Here is a 16957-nt window from a genome sequence, read left to right on the forward strand (position 1 = left end):
AAAGCCACTATTACCCCTCAATATGCGGTGGTGTTTCAAAAGTATGGAACGGCGGTGGTGAGGTAAGTGTCCACTCTAATGTGTCTGCTCCTTCTCCCCAAGGATTGTTTGGACAATCTTTGCCGTATTTTAGCGTATAGAAAACGATAAATACAAAATAAAGGGCAGCAAACATAGAAATACCTGCTCCTATCGACGAAACCATATTCCAGCCGGCGAAAGCTTCAGGGTAGTCCGGTATTCTTCTTGGCATGCCCGCAAGACCTAAGAAATGCTGCGGGAAGAAAGTTAAATTAACGCCTATAAAGGTAATCCAAAAATGAATTTTGCCTAAAATGTCCGGATATTGTTTACCAGATATTTTGCCAAACCAATAATAAAAGCCTGCAAATGCCGTAAATAAAGCACCGAGCGACATTGTATAATGGAAATGTGCAACAACATAATATGTATCGTGCAGAACTCTATCAAGTGCCGAATTTGATAGGATTATGCCGGTTACGCCGCCGATCGTGAATAATATAATAAATCCTATCGAAAATAGCATAGGAGTTGGGAATGTAATCGAACCACCCCACATAGTCGCTATCCAGCTAAATATTTTAATACCCGTCGGAACTGCTATAATCATCGTTCCGGCAGTGAAATATATAAGTGCATTATAAGAAAGCCCAACAGTAAACATATGGTGAGCCCATACGATAAATCCAACAAAGCCTATGATCACCATAGCCCCGATCATACCTTGATAGCCGAATATAGGTTTGCGTGAAAAAGTTGAAATAACTTGACTTACTATACCAAAGCCTGGAAGTATTACGATATATACTTCAGGATGACCGAAAAACCAAAATAGATGCTGAAATAATACAGGATCACCGCCGCCGTCAGGCTTAAAGAAAGTAGTTCCAAAATTACGATCTGTAAGTAGCATAGTAATAGCTCCACCAAGTACCGGCATCGCAAGAATTATTAGAAATGCGGTAACTAAAATAGACCAAACGAATAACGGCATCTTGAAAAGTCCCATTCCCGGAGCTCTCATATTAAAGATAGTAACGATTAAGTTAATTGATCCAAGGATTGACGATAGACCGGTTAAATGTAAACTGAAAATAGCCATATCAACGGCTGCACCGGGGTGACCGCTTAAATTACTTAAAGGAGGGTAGAGCGTCCAGCCCGTTCCTGGCCCACCGTCAACAAAAGCTGATCCCATAAGTAAAAGAAAAGCAGGCACTAGTAGCCAAAAACTGATATTGTTAAGGCGTGGAAATGCCATATCGGGAGCCCCTATTAACAGAGGTACGAAATAGTTACCAAAGCCACCGAACAAAGCCGGCATAATCATAAAGAATACCATAATAACCGCATGTGCTGTGATAAGCACGTTATATAGCTGGAAATCATGATTTAAGAAAGTGCCGCCGGGCATTGCAAGCTCTAACCTAAAAAGCAGTGAGAACAAACCTCCGACAATTCCGGCAAAAACGGCAAATATGATATACATAATGCCGATATCTTTGTGATTGGTAGAAAAAAGCCATCGCCTCCAACCGTGTGGGGTGTGGTGGCCATCGTGATAAATTTCGGTAGTAGTTATATCCATAATGATTATTCTGCCTGTTTTAATTTTTCGATATCTGCTCCAACAATTGCCGGAATATTCCGAGTGATTTTATCATAATCCCAATCCCACCATTGAATTTCAAGTAATTGCTCAACTATCTCATCAGGAAATCTATATCTTTGCAGGATTACCGACAACAATACTATACTAATACCCATAGCAATAGCACAAAATTTTCCTATAATCAATTTAGCAAAATAAGCTCCTCTAACATTTTCATATTCAAATTTCTCAGGGTGATTAGCGTCATTGTAATAAGTGTAATCTCCGACTATTATATTTAGATTATGGATAAAATGTTTTAAAAATATCGTTTCTTTTGCTTGTTTAGGAAAAAGATGGGGATAAGGGTTATTGTGGTTAGTCATATATTAAAAAATTTAAAGTAATAGTTTTAGTTTATAAAATACTTGCGTTATAAATTACCATGCTTCTTTACCTGCTGAATCATCACTACTTAATAATTTCTTGATGTCGATTAGAATCGGTTATATCGTTTAGTAATTTATCTAGTTCAGATATTTTTGTATTATAATTTTCCATAGAACTTCTAAATATAATTAGTTAGCTACCAATTTTGGCTTCTTGCCATTCATAGCAGTCTTATTCTTGCTTGCAATCCAATTGTCGAAATCCTCTTTACTTACTACTTCTATAGCAATCGGCATGAAGCCGTGATGGATGCCGCATAGTTCGGAGCATTGTCCGTAATATACGCCTTTTTTAGCCACTCTTGTCCAGGTTTCGTTTATTCTGCCTGGGACTGCGTCTATTTTAAATCCAAGTGATGGAACGGCAAAACTATGTATTACGTCACCTGCGGTAATGAGAAACCTTACGGTAGCATTTTCAGGGATAACAATTCGATTATCAACATCTAATAATCTTTTGTGGTTAGGTTTTAAATTCTCATCAGAGATCATTACGCTATCAAATTCTAAATTATCATGATCAGGATATATATAATGCCAATACCATTGATAACCTACTACTTTAATAGTTAAATCCGTTTCGGGTATTTTTTCGGCATGACGCAATATTTTAAAAGACGGCACTGCAATAATAACTAAAATTATTATAGGTATTACAGTCCAAATTATTTCTATTAAAACATTATGTGAAAATTTTGCCGGTACGGGATTATTTTTTGCATTAAATCTGATGCATACAAAGCCAAGTAATCCGGCAACAAATAAAACAATAGCTGTTGAGATATAAAGCAGAAAATTATGAAAATGATGTAATTCCTCCATAATCGGACTTGCCGGCGGCTGGAACGTTACTTGCCAAGGTAACGGTTCGGAAGCAAAGCAATTACTGCTAACAATCAAAAAACAAATTAAAGCAATAGACATTTTTCCAAATTTCGCTTTTGGAGGTAATGTATACGTCAATCCGGTACTCGAATCCTCACTTACGCTTTTGTACTCTGCGGTTCGAGGGGAAGTGTCTTCTTTAAATTCCTCTCTATAAGCTGGTTTGGAAAGATGTCTAATAATATTTTTCATAGCACATATAAAGTTATTTACATTTAATATAAATGGATATACAGTTTTATTAAAGTAAAAATCGATAAATTTTTGTAAAAACTACATATTTTTAATAATATTTGAGCTAGAAAGTGTACCTATATTAGGATGTTGCAGTAAGTCAATAACTTACTATTACTTTCGCATTTCTTAATTTTGCTTGAATTTATTTATTAACTGAGGATCGTGCTTTGTTACGGCGATTACAGAAGGACAAATATTTTGCACTAACCGAGCATAATCATTAAAATCTTTTAGTTTAGGTAATATAAGTACTTTATCAACAAATGTGAAAGAACTTAAAATTTTTGCTCGTTGTAATTGATTATGGATAGGTTGACGTTTTTTATATTTAATAATTGTTTCATCCGGCTCTAAAGCAACGATTAAGTATTTACCGTGTTTTTTTAGCTTTGCGTAGAAATTCTATATGACCGTAATGTAATAAATCAAAACAACCGCCTACTAGAACTATGTCACTATTTATAGGACAGTTTTTATTTAAAGAAATATTCTCATAATATTCTATTTTGGGTAATTTGACAGTATTATGGCTAGATGAGCAGGACATAAGATTTATAAAAATTAATAAAAAATTAATACAAATAGGAAAAGTCTAGGCATAATATTTATCTATATAAGTTAATAAAAATTAACTTATATAAAAAATTAAATTTTAATCAATAAAAAACTAATTAAGACAGAAATAAAACAAAATTTTACAATTTTCTATTGTAATTTGTTTGTATATAGTTCATATTATTACTAGTAATGAAAAATTGATTCAAATAATCTTCAGAGCAATTTTAATGAATGATACCGCACTATCTTATGATTTTAATGGCATATTACCATCATCTTTTATTAGTGCACGTCTCAGGAAAATCCTCACCTCTGCCTCCTTATTATTATTTATAGGATTAGTTGTTTTTGTCTCTTTTGCTGTTAATAATTATGTTAACAACACTTTATCCATAACTTTAGTACAACCTGATAGTAGTGAAGAAGAAACAATTTCATTTAAAGAAGTAGTAGTAAAAAAAGGCGATACTATAAAGTCAATTTTGATAGAACAACATATCCCTAAAAATGAAATAGACAAAATTGTAAGTTTAATAAAGGAGGGAAAATTATCTTCTGCTCTTAAAATAGGGCAGCAAATTACTTTTGAATATGAAACAAAAATTATCGAAAACGAGGATGAAGATTTAACCTCAGAGGTAGCATTCTTAAATAAAATCGTTATAATTATCGATAAGCTAAAAACTATTGAAGTAATTAGAGAAGGTGATAATTTTAAAGTTGAAGAAATTGTAGTACCTTTAAGTAAAAAAGTTGCTAAATCGTCGGTAAGTATTGAGGCAAATTTTATGTCAGCTCTTAAAAAACTGGGCTTATCGGATAACAGTATAATAGAGCTGATTAATGCTTATGCTTATCAAATCGATTTTCAGCGTCAAATAAAAAGCGGTGATACTGCAACCGTAATAACGGAAAAATACGTAACGGAAGATGGTAAATTTTCCCACCACGGTAAAATTCTATATGTTTCATTAAATCTTTCAGGGAAAGAATATAATATATATCGTTATTCTCATGACAATAACGCAAATAATCATGCATTTTTTTCCGAAGACGGTAAAAGCGTAAAAAGAAGCTTACTTAAAACTCCGCTAAAAGTTATAAAAGTTTCTTCACATTACGGTAATAGAAAGCATCCGATACTCGGTTATACTAAAATGCATAGGGGGGTTGACTTTGCAGCTCCAACCGGTACGCCTATATATTCCGCAGGAAACGGAGTTATAACAGAAATAGGTTGGAAGTCGGGTTATGGAAAATTTATTCAGGTAAAACATAGCGGTACGCTATCTACTGCTTATGCGCATGCTTCAAATTTTGCAAAAAATTTAAAAGTGGGAAGTATCGTAAAACAAGGACAAATCATCGCATATGTCGGAAGTACCGGCAGAGCTACAGCTCCACATTTACATTATGAAGTTAAAATTGATGGCAAACATGTTAATCCTATGTCAGTTAAAACAACACCGGGTATAGAATTAAACGGAAAAAATTTAGAGAAATTTAAACAATTTAAAAAAGAAATAAAAACTTTAAGTGTTAAGCTTGATAAGGAATTGCAAGCTGATAAAGCAGCCACAGTTTCATTGTAGAGTGAATCCTTGTCATACCGTAATCAACTTGGTGTTGTACGACTCTTATGTCATTCCCGCGAAAGCGGGAATCTAGTAAAATCTATAAAAAACTTGTTTTTTATAGGTTTATTTTATCAAATATATAATTTTGTATTAATATTAAGGTTGTTTTTTCTGGATTCCCGCTTTCGCGGGAATGACATTTTCAATTATGCTCCCACTATTAAAAAAACTATATCTCACATTTGCTCGTAGTAGTCGTATAATAATAACCTTAGTGATTATTGATCAGTTAAGTAAATGGTGGTTTATTGATAATTTGAGATGGAAGCCGGGCTTAATGCTTAAGGTTACTTCTTTCTTAAATATGGTTTATACTTGGAATTACGGTATTAGCTTTGGTCTAATGCGTGAATATTATCAATATAGCAATGCTATTTTCTTAATAACGAACACGATTATTGTCTGTTATTTATATTATTTGATGATACGTTCAAAAACGATCGGAAGCTTTGCCGGTTATAGCTTTGTAATCGGCGGAGCTGTTGGTAATCTAATTGATAGATTTTTTAGAGGAGCAGTTTTTGACTTCATCCATTTTCATTATCAGAATTATAGCTTCCCCGTATTTAATTTAGCTGATTGCTTTATTACAATAGGAGTAATTATCTTAATAGAAGATTATTATAGTACTAAAAAAGTTATTGAAGAAAAGGCTAAGGGGAATTATGATAATGCTCAAATTGAAGCTATGGCTGAAAAAATTCGTAATACCGATAAGGGTGGTAACGATAAAATAGCCTCCTTGCAAAATTAAACTTATAGAGAGGAATTTGAAGGAAACACAGAACGCAGAACCGTAGCGTAGTAGACCTACGTGAGGATTCAAGTACCGGATTGACGTACAAATTACCTCTAGAAGTTCATTTTGCAAGGAGGCTATTATAATTTTAATTTATAGGTGTTTAAGTGAAAAAGATTTTTGTATTATTTACTGTTTTATTAATTACTTCTGCTTGTAGTAAAAAGTTAAAAGAAACCGTAGGTATATCAACAGTTGGACCTAATGAGTATCAAGTACAGCGTGCTAAAGCACTAGAAGTTCCGCCTCATTATTATTTACCTGATCCTGGGCATAGCAAAACAACTTACAGTAATGTAAAAGGACAAGGTGAATTTAATGAAGGTGAACAAGCATTAATGCAGGACATGCATTAGTATACTTGATCAACTTCAAAAATTGGCTACGTCGTTTTACAAGATCTGCGGTGCTTACGTATTAAGTATACGCTCCGCTCCTCGACTTGTAAACTCCTTGCTCTTTTTGAAGTTGATCTTCATATACCTGTTCTTGAATACTACGACTGCAATGTTTTTTCAAATTAATTCATGAATTCTCATACAAAACAAAAAATAGGTGTTTTTGGGCTTGGTAAAACCGGTATATCGGTTTACGAGGAATTGCAAAATAATGATGTAATTGTTTATGATGATTTAAAAGCAAATAGAGATATATTTGAAGAATTATATAGTAAAACCGCTATCGCTGCTTTATCTGATTCAAGATGGCAAAATTTAGATACAATTGTCTTAAGTCCTGGAATTCCTTTAACGCATGAGATAGTCAATATTGCAAAAAGTTTTAATATTCCAATCACTTCCGATATAGACTTATTATTTGCAAAATCAAAAAACTTAAAATTTATAGCTATAACCGGTACAAACGGTAAAAGTACTACTACTGCTTTAATAAGCCATATCTTAAATAGTAGCGGTTTAGACTATCCGGTTGCCGGTAATATTGGAGTTTCTGCTTTGCAAGCTAAAGCAAGTAAGGATGGATATGTACTTGAATTGTCTTCTTTTCAGCTAGATCTAGTAAAAACCTTTACAGCTAAAATAGCCGTGCTTCTTAATATAACTCCCGACCATTTAGATAGACATCAGGATATGACCTGCTATATTGCAGCAAAATCTAAGATCTTTGATCGAATGGATCAAGAGAGTTATGCGGTAATTAATATCGATAATGATTATTGTCGTGAAGTCTTTATAAAATTGCAGCAAGAGCAGCGTATAAAGTTAATTCCTTTTTCGGTTGCTCAAATTCTTGAAAACGGTATTTCGGTAGTTGATGATAAAATTAGCGCTAATTTTTTTGATGATATAAGTTTTGAATTACAGCATAATTCAGAAAGTTTTAGACAAGATGAATTTCAAGGTGAGCCTGCGGAGCCGGAGTGTATAAAAATACGTGAGCACAGGCAAGACCTGCAAACTTCGCTTGTATCAAGCTTTATGCATTATGCTGTACCTTTTAATAAAAACCTGCAAGGAGTTCATAATTGTGAGAATATTGCAGCAAGTTATGCAGTAGCTAAAATAATAGGAGTAGAACCTAAAAAAATACTTGAATCTATAAGTAGTTTTCAAAGTTTACCTCATAGAATGCAATATATCGGTAGTATAAATAATATAAGTTTTTACAATGATAGTAAAGCGACAAATGCCATATCTGCCGTGCAATCAATTAAAGCACTCGATAATATTTACTGGCTTGCGGGAGGAATTCCTAAAGAGGGTGGTATTGAGGAAATAAAGCCTTATTTCAGTCACATTAAGAAAGCTTATTTTTATGGTCAAGCTAAAGAAATATTTGCAAATACTGCTAAGAATATAGTAGATTTTGTAATATGTGATAATCTTGAGCAGGCTTTCGATCTTGCTTATAAGGATGCAGTAGGTGATAACGCGGAGGTAAAAAATATCTTGTTAGCACCTAGTTGTAGCTCATATGATCAGTTTAAAAATTTTGAAGAGCGTGGCGAGTTGTTTATAAAATTGTGTAGTATCCTGTCACTCCGTGGCTTGACCACGGGGTCTAGTTAAAAATACTAAATAATATTAGTATTTTTTATTGTTTTTCTGGATACCGTGGTCAAGCCACGGAGTGACATCGAGGGTGTTTTCCGATCCATGCAATAACATTATAAATATAGCCATAATTGAATAACTATAATATGCATAACGAAATATCTAATAACTTTATAAAATTATGGTGGCGGAGTACCGATAGGCAAATAATAATTTCTTTAATTATCTTATTTGCTTTTAGTCTAATGCTTGTGACTACCTCAGGTTCAGCAGTAGCAAGTAGAATAGGTCTTGAAGAAAGTTATTTTGCATCTAGACAAATATTTTATTTAGCTGCCGCTTCAGGACTTATATTATTATTTTCATGTCTTAATAAAAAATGGTTAAGGCGTTTTGCAATAGTTGGATTTATTGCTAGTATAGTTTTATTAATAGCAGTTAAATTTTTTGGCTATGAAGTAAAAGGCGCAGTGCGATGGATTAATATTCTAGGTCTATCTATTCAACCTTCGGAATTTATCAAACCGTTTTTTGCAGTTGTTACGGGCTGGATATTATCGCTAAAATTTAATGATGATTTTCCAAGTTTTACGATTTGTGTAATACTTTATTCTATTGTTGCTATTCTCTTAATTATTCAGCCGGATTTTGGAATGCTTGTAATGATTACGGCAGTTTTTGGTATTCAACTGTTTATTGCGGGTATGCCGATATTTTGGATTGTTTTAGCCGGTTTTTTAGGAATGATAGGAGTAACTATTGCTTATTTTTGGTTACCGCACGTAACGCAAAGAATTAATTCGTTTTTAGATCCAGATAGTAGCGAGAATTATCAAGTTAGTAAGTCTCTTAAGGCGTTTGAGCATGGCGGGTTATATGGACGAGGTCCAGGGGAGGGGGCAGTCAAGCAGGTACTACCCGATTCGCATACGGATTTTATTTTTGCTGTAGCAGGTGAGGAGTTTGGAGCTATTATTTGCCTTATTGTTATAGGTATATTTGCTTTTATAGTATTAAGAAGTCTTATTAAGTTATTAAACGAAACAGATAAATTTGTACAATTCGCTGCTAGCGGTATAATTGCACAATTAGGGCTTCAGGCAATAATTAATATGGGTGTGACTTTACATTTACTTCCTACTAAAGGTATGACATTACCGTTTATTAGTTACGGTGGTTCTTCAACGCTTGCAATAGCTATCGCTACCGGTATGCTTCTTGGCTTTACAAGATACCGAACGCCGTTAAATTCGTACAAAATTCGTAATATTGAAATATGAAAAAAATCATTTTGGTAGCAGGAGGGACGGGGGGACATTTTTTTCCGGCAGTTGCTCTTGGAGAAGAATTAATCAAACGTGGCTATGAAGTGCATTTTATTACTGATTTAAGATGCAAACAATATATAAAGCAGGATATGAAAGTAATTTTTCATATCCTAGATTTAAAACGCTCAGGTAATATTTTCTTGTTTTTACCTAGGTTATCAATTGCAGTTTTAAAGGCTATTAAATTATTATATAATATGAAGCCTTCCGTTACTGTAGGGTTTGGCGGTTATCCTGTTATAGCTCCAATGTTTGCGGCAATTTTTTTAAGAGTACCGATTATAATTCATGAACAGAATTCTTACCTTGGAAAAGTTAATAAATTTTTTGCAAGCTTTGCTAAAAAGATAGCTATTTCTTATGAAAAAATAAAGAATTTACCGGAATTTGCAAAAAGTAAAATAGTAGTTACCGGTGGGGTAGTTAGAGAGAATATTAGGGAATTAAAGGTTATAGAAATGTCGTCCCGTGGCTTGACCACGGGGTCCAAAAAGTCTTTAATAAAAGCACTGGACTCCGTGGTTAAGCCACGGAATGACAAGCTTTTTACAATATTCATCTTTGGCGGTAGTCAAGGAGCTAAGTTATTTTCAGAGCTGATACCTGCAAGTATCCAAATTTTGATGCAAAAACAGCCAAGTCTTGAATTAAATATAATCCAGCAAGCGGCATTAGATGATCAAGTAAAAATAAAAGATATATACTCGAAATTAAACATTACCTATGAATTTGCTGAATTTTTTGATAATATGGCATTGCAATATAAAGAAGCCGATTTAGTGATTTCAAGAGCAGGAGCATCTACTATAGAAGAATTGACCTATATAGGGTTACCGGCAATCTTTATTCCACTGCCTAGTGCTGCGGATAATCATCAATATTACAATGCACAATTATTGGAAGATGAAAAAACAGGATGGTGTTTAGAGCAGAATAATATTTCTGCAGGAAAATTAGCAGATAAAATACTCGATTTGATAAGTAATCCAAAAATATTAGAGGATGCTTCACAAAATTTATTAAAAAGAAGAAAAGAAGGGCATAAGCTATTAAGTAACCTAATAGAAGAGGTGATTTAGATTTTGTTTTCCGTCATTGCGAGGAAAGACTGTAAGTTTTGACGAAGCAATCTCGTGCTAAAGTCCTGAGATTGCCACGCTCCTTTTAGTCGCTTGTAATGACGGAGTGGAGACATACAACAAGACCAAAAATACCTCAGAATAACAATAATTTAATTAAGCACATAGCAGTTCGGCTCTTTATTCTTGCAAGTTTGGCTATTATGTGGCATTAATCATATTAGACTTTCTGCATAACTTGCTTCTAAGGGTAATTTGTGCGTCGATCCGGTACTCGTATCCTCACGTACCAAAGCGTACGCTGCGGTGCTGTGTTCCGTGTCTTCTACAAATTCCTCCTTATTAGCTAAGTTGTACAGGAAGTCTAATAAAAGTTTTGGAATAATATAAATATATGTTAAAAAAAATTATAATATTATTTTTAGGAATGTTTTTACTTTCAGCTTGTACAGATAATTTTAGAAGCTATTTTCAAAGATCAGCAAATAACAGATTGGTTGATAGCAAAGGTGCTAAAGGCGGCAAGAGAAAACCTGTATATAATAATAAATATATTACTTTGGCTAAAAAGAATATAGTAGAAGATAATCTTGATTATGATAACGATGATGACTATGATAGTGATAGTCCTTTAAGAGGAGAAAGAATCGATCCTGTAAAGAGAAATCGTGAAATGTATCTTAAGATGATTAAAAGGGATATAGCAAGGCAAAAAGTAGAAGCCGGTTTCGCTGAATCCGATGATGATATGACTTTAAGTAGAGCGAATAAAAAGGTTAGAAAAGACGATAGCGATAAAGAAAAAAAGATACAAGAGGAATTAAATCAGATAAAAGCCATGCTTAGAGAAACTAAGCGTGATATATCAAAATATACTTGTCCAAATGCTGTAGTAAATCAAAATTATGCCCCGCCCGTTACAAATTATGAGCCTGTAAATTATCCACCGGTAAAAAATAGTAAGCCGTATAATAACAATTCTAAGGTAAAGCAAAAATTTATCCTTGAAGATGATGATAACGGCAGTAATGCTTGTTCGATATAATAAGCCTATTCTTAGCTAAAAGCAGAAATCTCCAGTCTTTAGATATATACAGCAATCTCTGATATGATATATTTATCACTATCAATAGGTTTATTATTTATTAATAAAAATTAATATTTGAATATAGAAATATGTTAAATTTATTAATAGGTATATTATGAAAAGTAAACTCTCAGCAAGTACTGCTAGTCTTACCTTTATAAAAGGCCTTCAAAACCCTATTGTTACTGAAATAAAAGAATTAACAAAAAAATTACATTTTTAAAGATCAAGAGCTTGAAAAAGCTTACGGTATGGCTTCAGATGATGTTTCTATTCAAGCAACAAGAGAACAGATATTATATGTTTTAAGAGCTGTGGAATCTGCAAAACAACATTCAACAGACAAGACACAAGCATTTATTAAATGACTAAGGTATTTGTGTTGCTTACTCATTTGCTAATTATAAAAGAAGCGGTAAGGACATACTAGAATTTGTATCACCTTATTTATTAAAAAACGCATCTGATATGGAATATATTAAGGCATATATTCCTGAAGCATATATAAAAGAAAGTAATAAAAATGATGCTATGGAATTGCTTGGTAAACGAGAAGTAAGAGACTATTTAGATCAAAAGTCTTATGAGTTAGTAAGCACATCGCCTGTACCGTCTACTCCTTCTACAACGGACACATTTAATTATGATAGTGATGAAATTACGGTTGCTGGAGAAGAGAACACGATGCCGAATACTGAACACGCTTGATACCACTGTCACGCCGTAGCTTGTCCACGGGAGCTAGTCAAAAATACTAATATTATTAGTATTTTTAGTTATTTTCTGGATATCGTGGTCAAGCCACGGTATAACGCCGAACGAGTTTCTCGCGCCATACAACAACATTAAGATTTCCAATTTAATTCCGGATAGTTTCTAATTTCAGCTTTATAATTGCTATGCTTTAACCATTTCTTAGCTGTTTCTAAATATAGGCAAATTATCGGTGTGATGTATAAAGAGTAAGTAATTGCAATGTGTGAGTAAACCTCCCACTACTGCAGGCCCTAGTGATCTTCTCTCTGTTCTTGTTGCTCCGACTCCAAGCGCAATAGGCATAGTTCTCATTAAGGCAGCTAGGGTAGTCATCATAATCGGTCTGAATCGTATTATACATGCTTCATAAATTGCTTCATGCCGAAGATTTATTGCCAGTTCTCTCAAGTTCTAAGGCAAAATCGATAATCATGATAGCGTTTTTCTTTACTATACCGATTAACATTATAAGTCCGACAAATCCGTACATATCAAGTTCGCTATTAAATATTAGTAGAGTGAGTAATGCTCCCAATATAGCGGTAGGTAGTCCTAAAAGTATAGTTATAGGATGCGCAAAACTTTCATATAACATGCCAAGGATGATGTAAATAACTATAACGGCAAGTCCAAGCAATAAGCCAAGATCGGAAAAAGACGACTGACATGCCTGAACTGTTCCTTGGAAGCTTCCCGTAATCGTAGCCGGCATTTGTAACTCTCTTATTGCTTGATTAACTTTTGGAACGGCATCACTAATTGAATATCCATCTTGCAGGTTAAATGATACCATAACTGAAGGTAATTGCCCGAAATGTGAAATACTAAGCGGGCCAACAGTGTTAACAATTTTAGCAAGGGTAGTTAGCGTTACTAAATTGCCGCTTGTGGAGTTAATATTGACTAAAGATAACATTGATGAATCTGTTTGATATTTAGGATCTAGCTCTAAAATAACGTCATATTGAGCTGTTGGGGTATATAATGTGGAAATCTGCTCAGCACCGTAAGCTGCATATAAGATATTCTGGACGTGCTCGACTGATATACCGAGTTTTGCAGCCTTATATCTATCAATCTGCACTAAAGTTTATGGCTGTGCTATTTGTAAATCCGAAGTTACGTTAATAAAACCTGGCAGTCGTGCGAGCTTGTCCTTTAATTTCGGTGCAAAGCTAAATAGCACATCTTGATCGAGTTCTTGCATAGTATATTGATATTGGCTTTTGGTTGCTGGTCCGTCGATCGTAATAGTAGGTACGTTCTGGATATATACCCTTAAACCTACTAAATGATTTAGTTTTGAACGTAACTGATCTATAACGGCGTCAGCTCCTATTCTTTGATCACGAGGTTTTAAGCTAATCAAAATTGTACCCTGATTTACGGCAGAGTTTCTACCTGAAACACCTACGGCAGAAAAAAATGAATCTATATTAGGATTTTTAAGTAATACATCACTTACTTGTTGCTGTTCTTGCACCATCGCATCAAAAGAAATAGTTTGAGCGGCGTCGGTAAAAACTAAGATTTGTCCCGTATAGGATAAGGCATAAAGCCTTTGTGTACTTTCCCAAATAAATAAGCCGTTGCGATGATTACTAAGAGAAAAATATAAGCATAGTAGTTTTTGAATGCTCTACTACTGTTTTTAGACTGCTACCATATTTTTGTTTGACATATTCAAAGGCTTTGTCGGTTAGTGGTAGGTCGTTATTGCGAGGCGTCAAAGACGCCGTGGCAATCTCGGTTGGTTGTCCTGAGAGTGCTTCGTCACTACGTTCCTCGCAATGACGATCCCTCAAAAACACATTACATAACATAGGAGTTACGGTTATCGAGATAACTCCCGAAAGCAAAATAGTGGTAGTAATAACAACGGCAAGTTCGTGCAGTAGCTTCCCTAAAATTCCGCTCATAAATAATATTGGGATGAATATCGTCATTAGGGATAAAGTCCTTGAGACGATAGTAAATTCTATTTCTTTAGTACCGTTAATACATCCTGCTATTTTACTCTCGCCTTTTTCCATATGTCGTGTTATATTTTCAAGCACTACTATTGCATCATCCACGACAAAACCCATCGCAAGCGTTAGAGCCATTAAAGACATATTATCGATGCTATAACCGAATAGATATATAAAGGCAAAAGTACCGACAACTGATAAAGGAAGGGCAATAGTCGGAATAATCACGGACCGTCAGTTATGTAGAAAGAGAAATATAGCAATCACTACGAGTATTAAAGCGAGTAGCATAGTAAAATTGGTATCATTTACCGATTCTCTGATATAGAAATTGACCTATCAAACATGATATTAATATTAATGCCCTCAGGGATTTGCCTGCGAAGCAACGGCAATACTTCTTTTATAGAGTCGACTATTTCAATAGTATTAGTAGTATCCGGTTGTTTTTGAATAGCAAGTATTACCCCCGGCTTATCCCTATACCAAGCGGCTATTTTATTATTAGCTACGCTATCAATGGCTTTCCCAATATTTTTAAGAAAAAGCGGATTACCGTTTTTATAAGTTAATATTAACTCATTATATTCTTTAACATTTTGTAATTGCCCAGGGGCTCTAATGCTTGAGTAGATATCTGTACCGTATAAAGCTCCGGTCGGTAAATTAACGTTAGCAGAGCTGATAATGTTTGATACTTGGTCAAGCCCTATATTATTTGCTGCCATTTTAACAGGGTCAATCTGCACACGCACTGCATATTGCTGTGAGCCGTAAACTTGTATCTGTGCAACACCCGGCAGCATAGATAAACGCTCAGCCATAATTGTTTCGGCGTAATAGTCCACGGTATATAAGGGGAAGAGTCTCAGAGGTTAAAGATAAATAAAATATAGGTGCGTCGGCAGGATTTACTTTACAATATGAGGGCGGGGTAGGTAAGTCGTTCGGTAGTTGCTTGTATGTCTTGTGCCGCTGCATCTATATTTCGGTCTAAATTAAACTGCAAAGTAATTTGAGTAGTACCGTTACTATTAACCGAACTCATCGAGTCAATATCTGATATCGTCGAGCATTGCTTTTCAAGCGGTAATGCAACTGAAGATGCCATAGTAGTAGGGTCAGCTCCAGGCAAGCTTACTGAAACCGGAATAGTCGGGCAGTTGATGTCAGGTAAAACGCTTACCGGTCATATCCTATAGCCGAATGCTCCAAACAGCAAAATAGTTGCCATGAATAAAGTAGCAAGAACCGGACGCTTAATAAATATTTCTGAAATACCCAATTATTTTTTCCTGTTTTATGGATTTTTTCTGTCATACATATCGTCATTGCGAGCGACTGTAAGCAGCGTGGCAATTTCATGAAATAATGACAAACTCCTAAGATTGCTTCGTCAATTACTTTGTAATTTCCTCGCAATGACGATTTGACACTACTCCTCCCTAACACTCACCTCTGCTCCGTTAGATAATCGTAGCTGCCCGTTGGTGATTACCGTTTCTCCCTCATCTATACCGCTTTTAATAACAATAAAATCATCATTAGAAAACACTATATCTATATTCTTGACCACGGCTTTATTATCTTGATCGACAACAAATATATAAGGACCTTGATCGTTAGTTTGCATGGCTTTAGACGGAACTATTAAAGCCTCTTGTTCGATGTAAATCGTTAGGGATACACGAACACACTGTCCCGGCCATAATATTTCGTTTTGGTTAGGTAGTGTTGCTTTAACTTTGATAGTGCCGCTATTTGGATCAATCGAATTATCGACAAAAACGATCTCACCGTCTTTAATTTCTTGGTCGCTTACGGTTCTAACCGTCAAAGTTAAATGATTAGATTTTTGAGATTTATTAATACGATCGAGATATTTTTCAGGTACGGAGAAGCTGACATAAATAGGCGAGCTAGTATTGATAGTTACTAGACGCACAAAATCCGGCGATACTAAATCACCTATATCCACATTACTCTCACTAAGTTTACCATCAAAAGGAGCTACTATTTTTGAATACTCGATTTGTAAATTAGCGTCTGCAATAATTGCTTTATCGCGTTCCACGGTGGCCCTAAGCATATTCATATTAGTTAGCATCTGTAAATACTGCTCTTCCGAAACAGCTTTTTCCTCGTATAAAGCACGATATCTTGCCTCTTCTTTTATAGCATCTTCAAGGTTATAAGTATCACTTAGTAAATTTGCTTGTGCTTGCTGTAATTGATTTTGAAAAGGACGAGAGCTGTAATTGATTTTGAAAAGGACGAGAATCGATTTCATATAATCAATCACCTGTTTTTACTTCTTGTCCGTCATCAAAATTTACACTTAATATTTGGCCCGTAACTTGAGATTGAATATCGGCACTTTGGTCAGTTTCAGCTACTCCTGCAAGTTCTATCACATCAGATACGTCTTTTCTGATAACTTGTGTTACCTCAACCGGAGCTGCTATAGTGATTTGTTTACTGCTTTTATTATGATGTTTTATTACCCAAACCACTAATATTACTATTTAGTACTAGTAATGTTATCAAT

Annotated in this window: 18 protein-coding genes and 4 pseudogenes; 9 read left to right on the forward strand and 13 right to left on the reverse strand. The window is 34.6% G+C overall.

Features of this window, described 5'->3' with window-relative positions; genetic code table 11:
- Window positions 1-10 precede the first annotated feature (10 nt).
- The 4 genes from ctaD to RSL_RS09895 all read right to left on the reverse strand — a co-directional run bounded on the left by ctaD (window position 11) and on the right by RSL_RS09895 (window position 3730).
- Window positions 11-1609, reverse strand: coding sequence for a cytochrome c oxidase subunit I (gene ctaD, locus RSL_RS02875; RefSeq protein WP_010977189.1), 1599 nt, complete (start codon window positions 1607-1609; stop codon window positions 11-13).
- Between the two features lie 5 nt (window positions 1610-1614).
- The gene (locus tag RSL_RS02880; protein WP_014273444.1) at window positions 1615-1998 is read right to left on the reverse strand and encodes an LbetaH domain-containing protein; all 384 of its coding nucleotides are present in this window, start codon (window positions 1996-1998) and stop codon (window positions 1615-1617) included.
- Window positions 1999-2190: 192 nt separating this feature from the next.
- On the reverse strand, window positions 2191-3138 hold the full coding sequence (coxB, locus tag RSL_RS02885) for a cytochrome c oxidase subunit II (RefSeq protein WP_014273445.1): 948 nt from the start codon (window positions 3136-3138) through the stop codon (window positions 2191-2193).
- Between the two features lie 415 nt (window positions 3139-3553).
- Window positions 3554-3730 carry an adenylyltransferase/cytidyltransferase family protein gene (locus RSL_RS09895; RefSeq protein ID WP_231287756.1) on the reverse strand — a complete coding sequence of 59 codons (177 nt, stop codon included), beginning with the start codon at window positions 3728-3730 and terminating at the stop codon, window positions 3554-3556.
- A 238-nt stretch (window positions 3731-3968) separates the two neighbouring features.
- Here RSL_RS09895 and RSL_RS02890 point away from each other — a divergent pair, with 238 nt between their 5' ends.
- From RSL_RS02890 to murG, 7 genes and pseudogenes are all read left to right on the forward strand, one after another.
- Window positions 3969-5333 (forward strand): M23 family metallopeptidase, encoded by a 1365-nt coding sequence (locus RSL_RS02890; RefSeq protein WP_014273446.1) that lies wholly within the window; start codon window positions 3969-3971, stop codon window positions 5331-5333.
- Between the two features lie 193 nt (window positions 5334-5526).
- Complete coding sequence (gene lspA / locus RSL_RS02895) at window positions 5527-6132, forward strand: signal peptidase II (protein WP_004995831.1); 606 nt, start codon at window positions 5527-5529, stop codon at window positions 6130-6132.
- Between the two features lie 3 nt (window positions 6133-6135).
- Window positions 6136-6251, forward strand: a pseudogene (locus tag RSL_RS08605) (palindromic element RPE1 domain-containing protein); the annotation flags it as partial.
- Window positions 6252-6284: 33 nt separating this feature from the next.
- Window positions 6285-6533 (forward strand): DUF3035 domain-containing protein, encoded by a 249-nt coding sequence (locus RSL_RS02900; protein ID WP_004995830.1) that lies wholly within the window; start codon window positions 6285-6287, stop codon window positions 6531-6533.
- A gap of 171 nt (window positions 6534-6704) precedes the next feature.
- Window positions 6705-8204 carry a UDP-N-acetylmuramoyl-L-alanine--D-glutamate ligase gene (gene murD, locus RSL_RS02905; protein WP_014273447.1) on the forward strand — a complete coding sequence of 500 codons (1500 nt, stop codon included), beginning with the start codon at window positions 6705-6707 and terminating at the stop codon, window positions 8202-8204.
- A 131-nt stretch (window positions 8205-8335) separates the two neighbouring features.
- Window positions 8336-9469, forward strand: coding sequence for a putative lipid II flippase FtsW (gene ftsW / locus RSL_RS02910; RefSeq protein WP_014273448.1), 1134 nt, complete (start codon window positions 8336-8338; stop codon window positions 9467-9469).
- Entirely contained in the window at window positions 9466-10596 is a 1131-nt protein-coding gene (gene murG / locus RSL_RS02915) for an undecaprenyldiphospho-muramoylpentapeptide beta-N-acetylglucosaminyltransferase (RefSeq protein WP_012736897.1), read from the forward strand. The genes ftsW and murG overlap by 4 nt, the downstream gene beginning before the upstream one ends.
- 224 nt (window positions 10597-10820) lie before the next feature.
- Here murG and RSL_RS07655 read toward each other — a convergent pair.
- Window positions 10821-10979 (reverse strand): annotated as a pseudogene (locus tag RSL_RS07655) (palindromic element RPE1 domain-containing protein); the annotation flags it as partial.
- Between the two features lie 11 nt (window positions 10980-10990).
- Between RSL_RS07655 and RSL_RS02920 the strand changes: the two are divergent.
- Both RSL_RS02920 and RSL_RS09130 read left to right on the forward strand, forming a co-directional pair.
- Window positions 10991-11641 (forward strand): hypothetical protein, encoded by a 651-nt coding sequence (locus tag RSL_RS02920; protein WP_014273450.1) that lies wholly within the window; start codon window positions 10991-10993, stop codon window positions 11639-11641.
- A gap of 510 nt (window positions 11642-12151) precedes the next feature.
- Window positions 12152-12391, forward strand: coding sequence for a hypothetical protein (locus tag RSL_RS09130; RefSeq protein ID WP_014419795.1), 240 nt, complete (start codon window positions 12152-12154; stop codon window positions 12389-12391).
- A gap of 36 nt (window positions 12392-12427) precedes the next feature.
- Here RSL_RS09130 and RSL_RS10865 read toward each other — a convergent pair.
- The 8 genes and pseudogenes from RSL_RS10865 to RSL_RS02960 all read right to left on the reverse strand — a co-directional run.
- Window positions 12428-12529, reverse strand: a pseudogene (locus tag RSL_RS10865) (permease); the annotation flags it as partial.
- 69 nt (window positions 12530-12598) lie between these two features.
- Window positions 12599-12775: an efflux RND transporter permease subunit gene (locus RSL_RS10435; RefSeq protein ID WP_081463600.1), complete on the reverse strand. Its 177-nt coding sequence runs from the start codon at window positions 12773-12775 to the stop codon at window positions 12599-12601.
- 40 nt (window positions 12776-12815) lie between these two features.
- Window positions 12816-13925, reverse strand: a pseudogene (locus RSL_RS10440) (efflux RND transporter permease subunit).
- A 115-nt stretch (window positions 13926-14040) separates the two neighbouring features.
- Entirely contained in the window at window positions 14041-14637 is a 597-nt protein-coding gene (locus tag RSL_RS10445) for an efflux RND transporter permease subunit (protein ID WP_014419798.1), read from the reverse strand.
- 80 nt (window positions 14638-14717) lie between these two features.
- Complete coding sequence (locus RSL_RS10450; RefSeq protein ID WP_014410663.1) at window positions 14718-15233, reverse strand: efflux RND transporter permease subunit; 516 nt, start codon at window positions 15231-15233, stop codon at window positions 14718-14720.
- A 92-nt stretch (window positions 15234-15325) separates the two neighbouring features.
- On the reverse strand, window positions 15326-15544 hold the full coding sequence (locus tag RSL_RS10455; RefSeq protein WP_010977204.1) for an efflux RND transporter permease subunit: 219 nt from the start codon (window positions 15542-15544) through the stop codon (window positions 15326-15328).
- A gap of 300 nt (window positions 15545-15844) precedes the next feature.
- Window positions 15845-16699 (reverse strand): efflux RND transporter periplasmic adaptor subunit, encoded by an 855-nt coding sequence (locus tag RSL_RS07095; protein WP_081463604.1) that lies wholly within the window; start codon window positions 16697-16699, stop codon window positions 15845-15847.
- 4 nt (window positions 16700-16703) lie between these two features.
- Window positions 16704-16922: a biotin/lipoyl-binding protein gene (locus RSL_RS02960; protein ID WP_014410664.1), complete on the reverse strand. Its 219-nt coding sequence runs from the start codon at window positions 16920-16922 to the stop codon at window positions 16704-16706.
- Between the last annotated feature and the right edge of the window lie 35 nt (window positions 16923-16957).

Source organism: Rickettsia slovaca 13-B (genome assembly GCF_000237845.1).
Taxonomy (GTDB): Bacteria; Pseudomonadota; Alphaproteobacteria; order Rickettsiales; family Rickettsiaceae; genus Rickettsia; species Rickettsia rickettsii.

What these genes read in the sequence shown, in the direction of transcription:
- ctaD (WP_010977189.1), bottom strand. Translation starts at nt 1,609, where the DNA reads ATGGATATAACTACTACCGAAATTTATCACGATGGCCACCACACCCCA.
- RSL_RS02880 (WP_014273444.1), bottom strand. Translation starts at nt 1,998, where the DNA reads ATGACTAACCACAATAACCCTTATCCCCATCTTTTTCCTAAACAAGCA.
- coxB (WP_014273445.1), bottom strand. Translation starts at nt 3,138, where the DNA reads ATGAAAAATATTATTAGACATCTTTCCAAACCAGCTTATAGAGAGGAA.
- RSL_RS09895 (WP_231287756.1), bottom strand. Translation starts at nt 3,730, where the DNA reads ATGTCCTGCTCATCTAGCCATAATACTGTCAAATTACCCAAAATAGAA.
- RSL_RS02890 (WP_014273446.1), top strand. Translation starts at nt 3,969, where the DNA reads ATGAATGATACCGCACTATCTTATGATTTTAATGGCATATTACCATCA.
- lspA (WP_004995831.1), top strand. Translation starts at nt 5,527, where the DNA reads ATGCTCCCACTATTAAAAAAACTATATCTCACATTTGCTCGTAGTAGT.
- murD (WP_014273447.1), top strand. Translation starts at nt 6,705, where the DNA reads ATGAATTCTCATACAAAACAAAAAATAGGTGTTTTTGGGCTTGGTAAA.
- ftsW (WP_014273448.1), top strand. Translation starts at nt 8,336, where the DNA reads ATGCATAACGAAATATCTAATAACTTTATAAAATTATGGTGGCGGAGT.
- murG (WP_012736897.1), top strand. Translation starts at nt 9,466, where the DNA reads ATGAAAAAAATCATTTTGGTAGCAGGAGGGACGGGGGGACATTTTTTT.
- RSL_RS02920 (WP_014273450.1), top strand. Translation starts at nt 10,991, where the DNA reads ATGTTAAAAAAAATTATAATATTATTTTTAGGAATGTTTTTACTTTCA.
- RSL_RS09130 (WP_014419795.1), top strand. Translation starts at nt 12,152, where the DNA reads ATGGAATATATTAAGGCATATATTCCTGAAGCATATATAAAAGAAAGT.
- RSL_RS10435 (WP_081463600.1), bottom strand. Translation starts at nt 12,775, where the DNA reads ATGATGACTACCCTAGCTGCCTTAATGAGAACTATGCCTATTGCGCTT.
- RSL_RS10450 (WP_014410663.1), bottom strand. Translation starts at nt 15,233, where the DNA reads ATGGCTGAGCGTTTATCTATGCTGCCGGGTGTTGCACAGATACAAGTT.
- RSL_RS07095 (WP_081463604.1), bottom strand. Translation starts at nt 16,699, where the DNA reads ATGAAATCGATTCTCGTCCTTTTCAAAATCAATTACAGCTCTCGTCCT.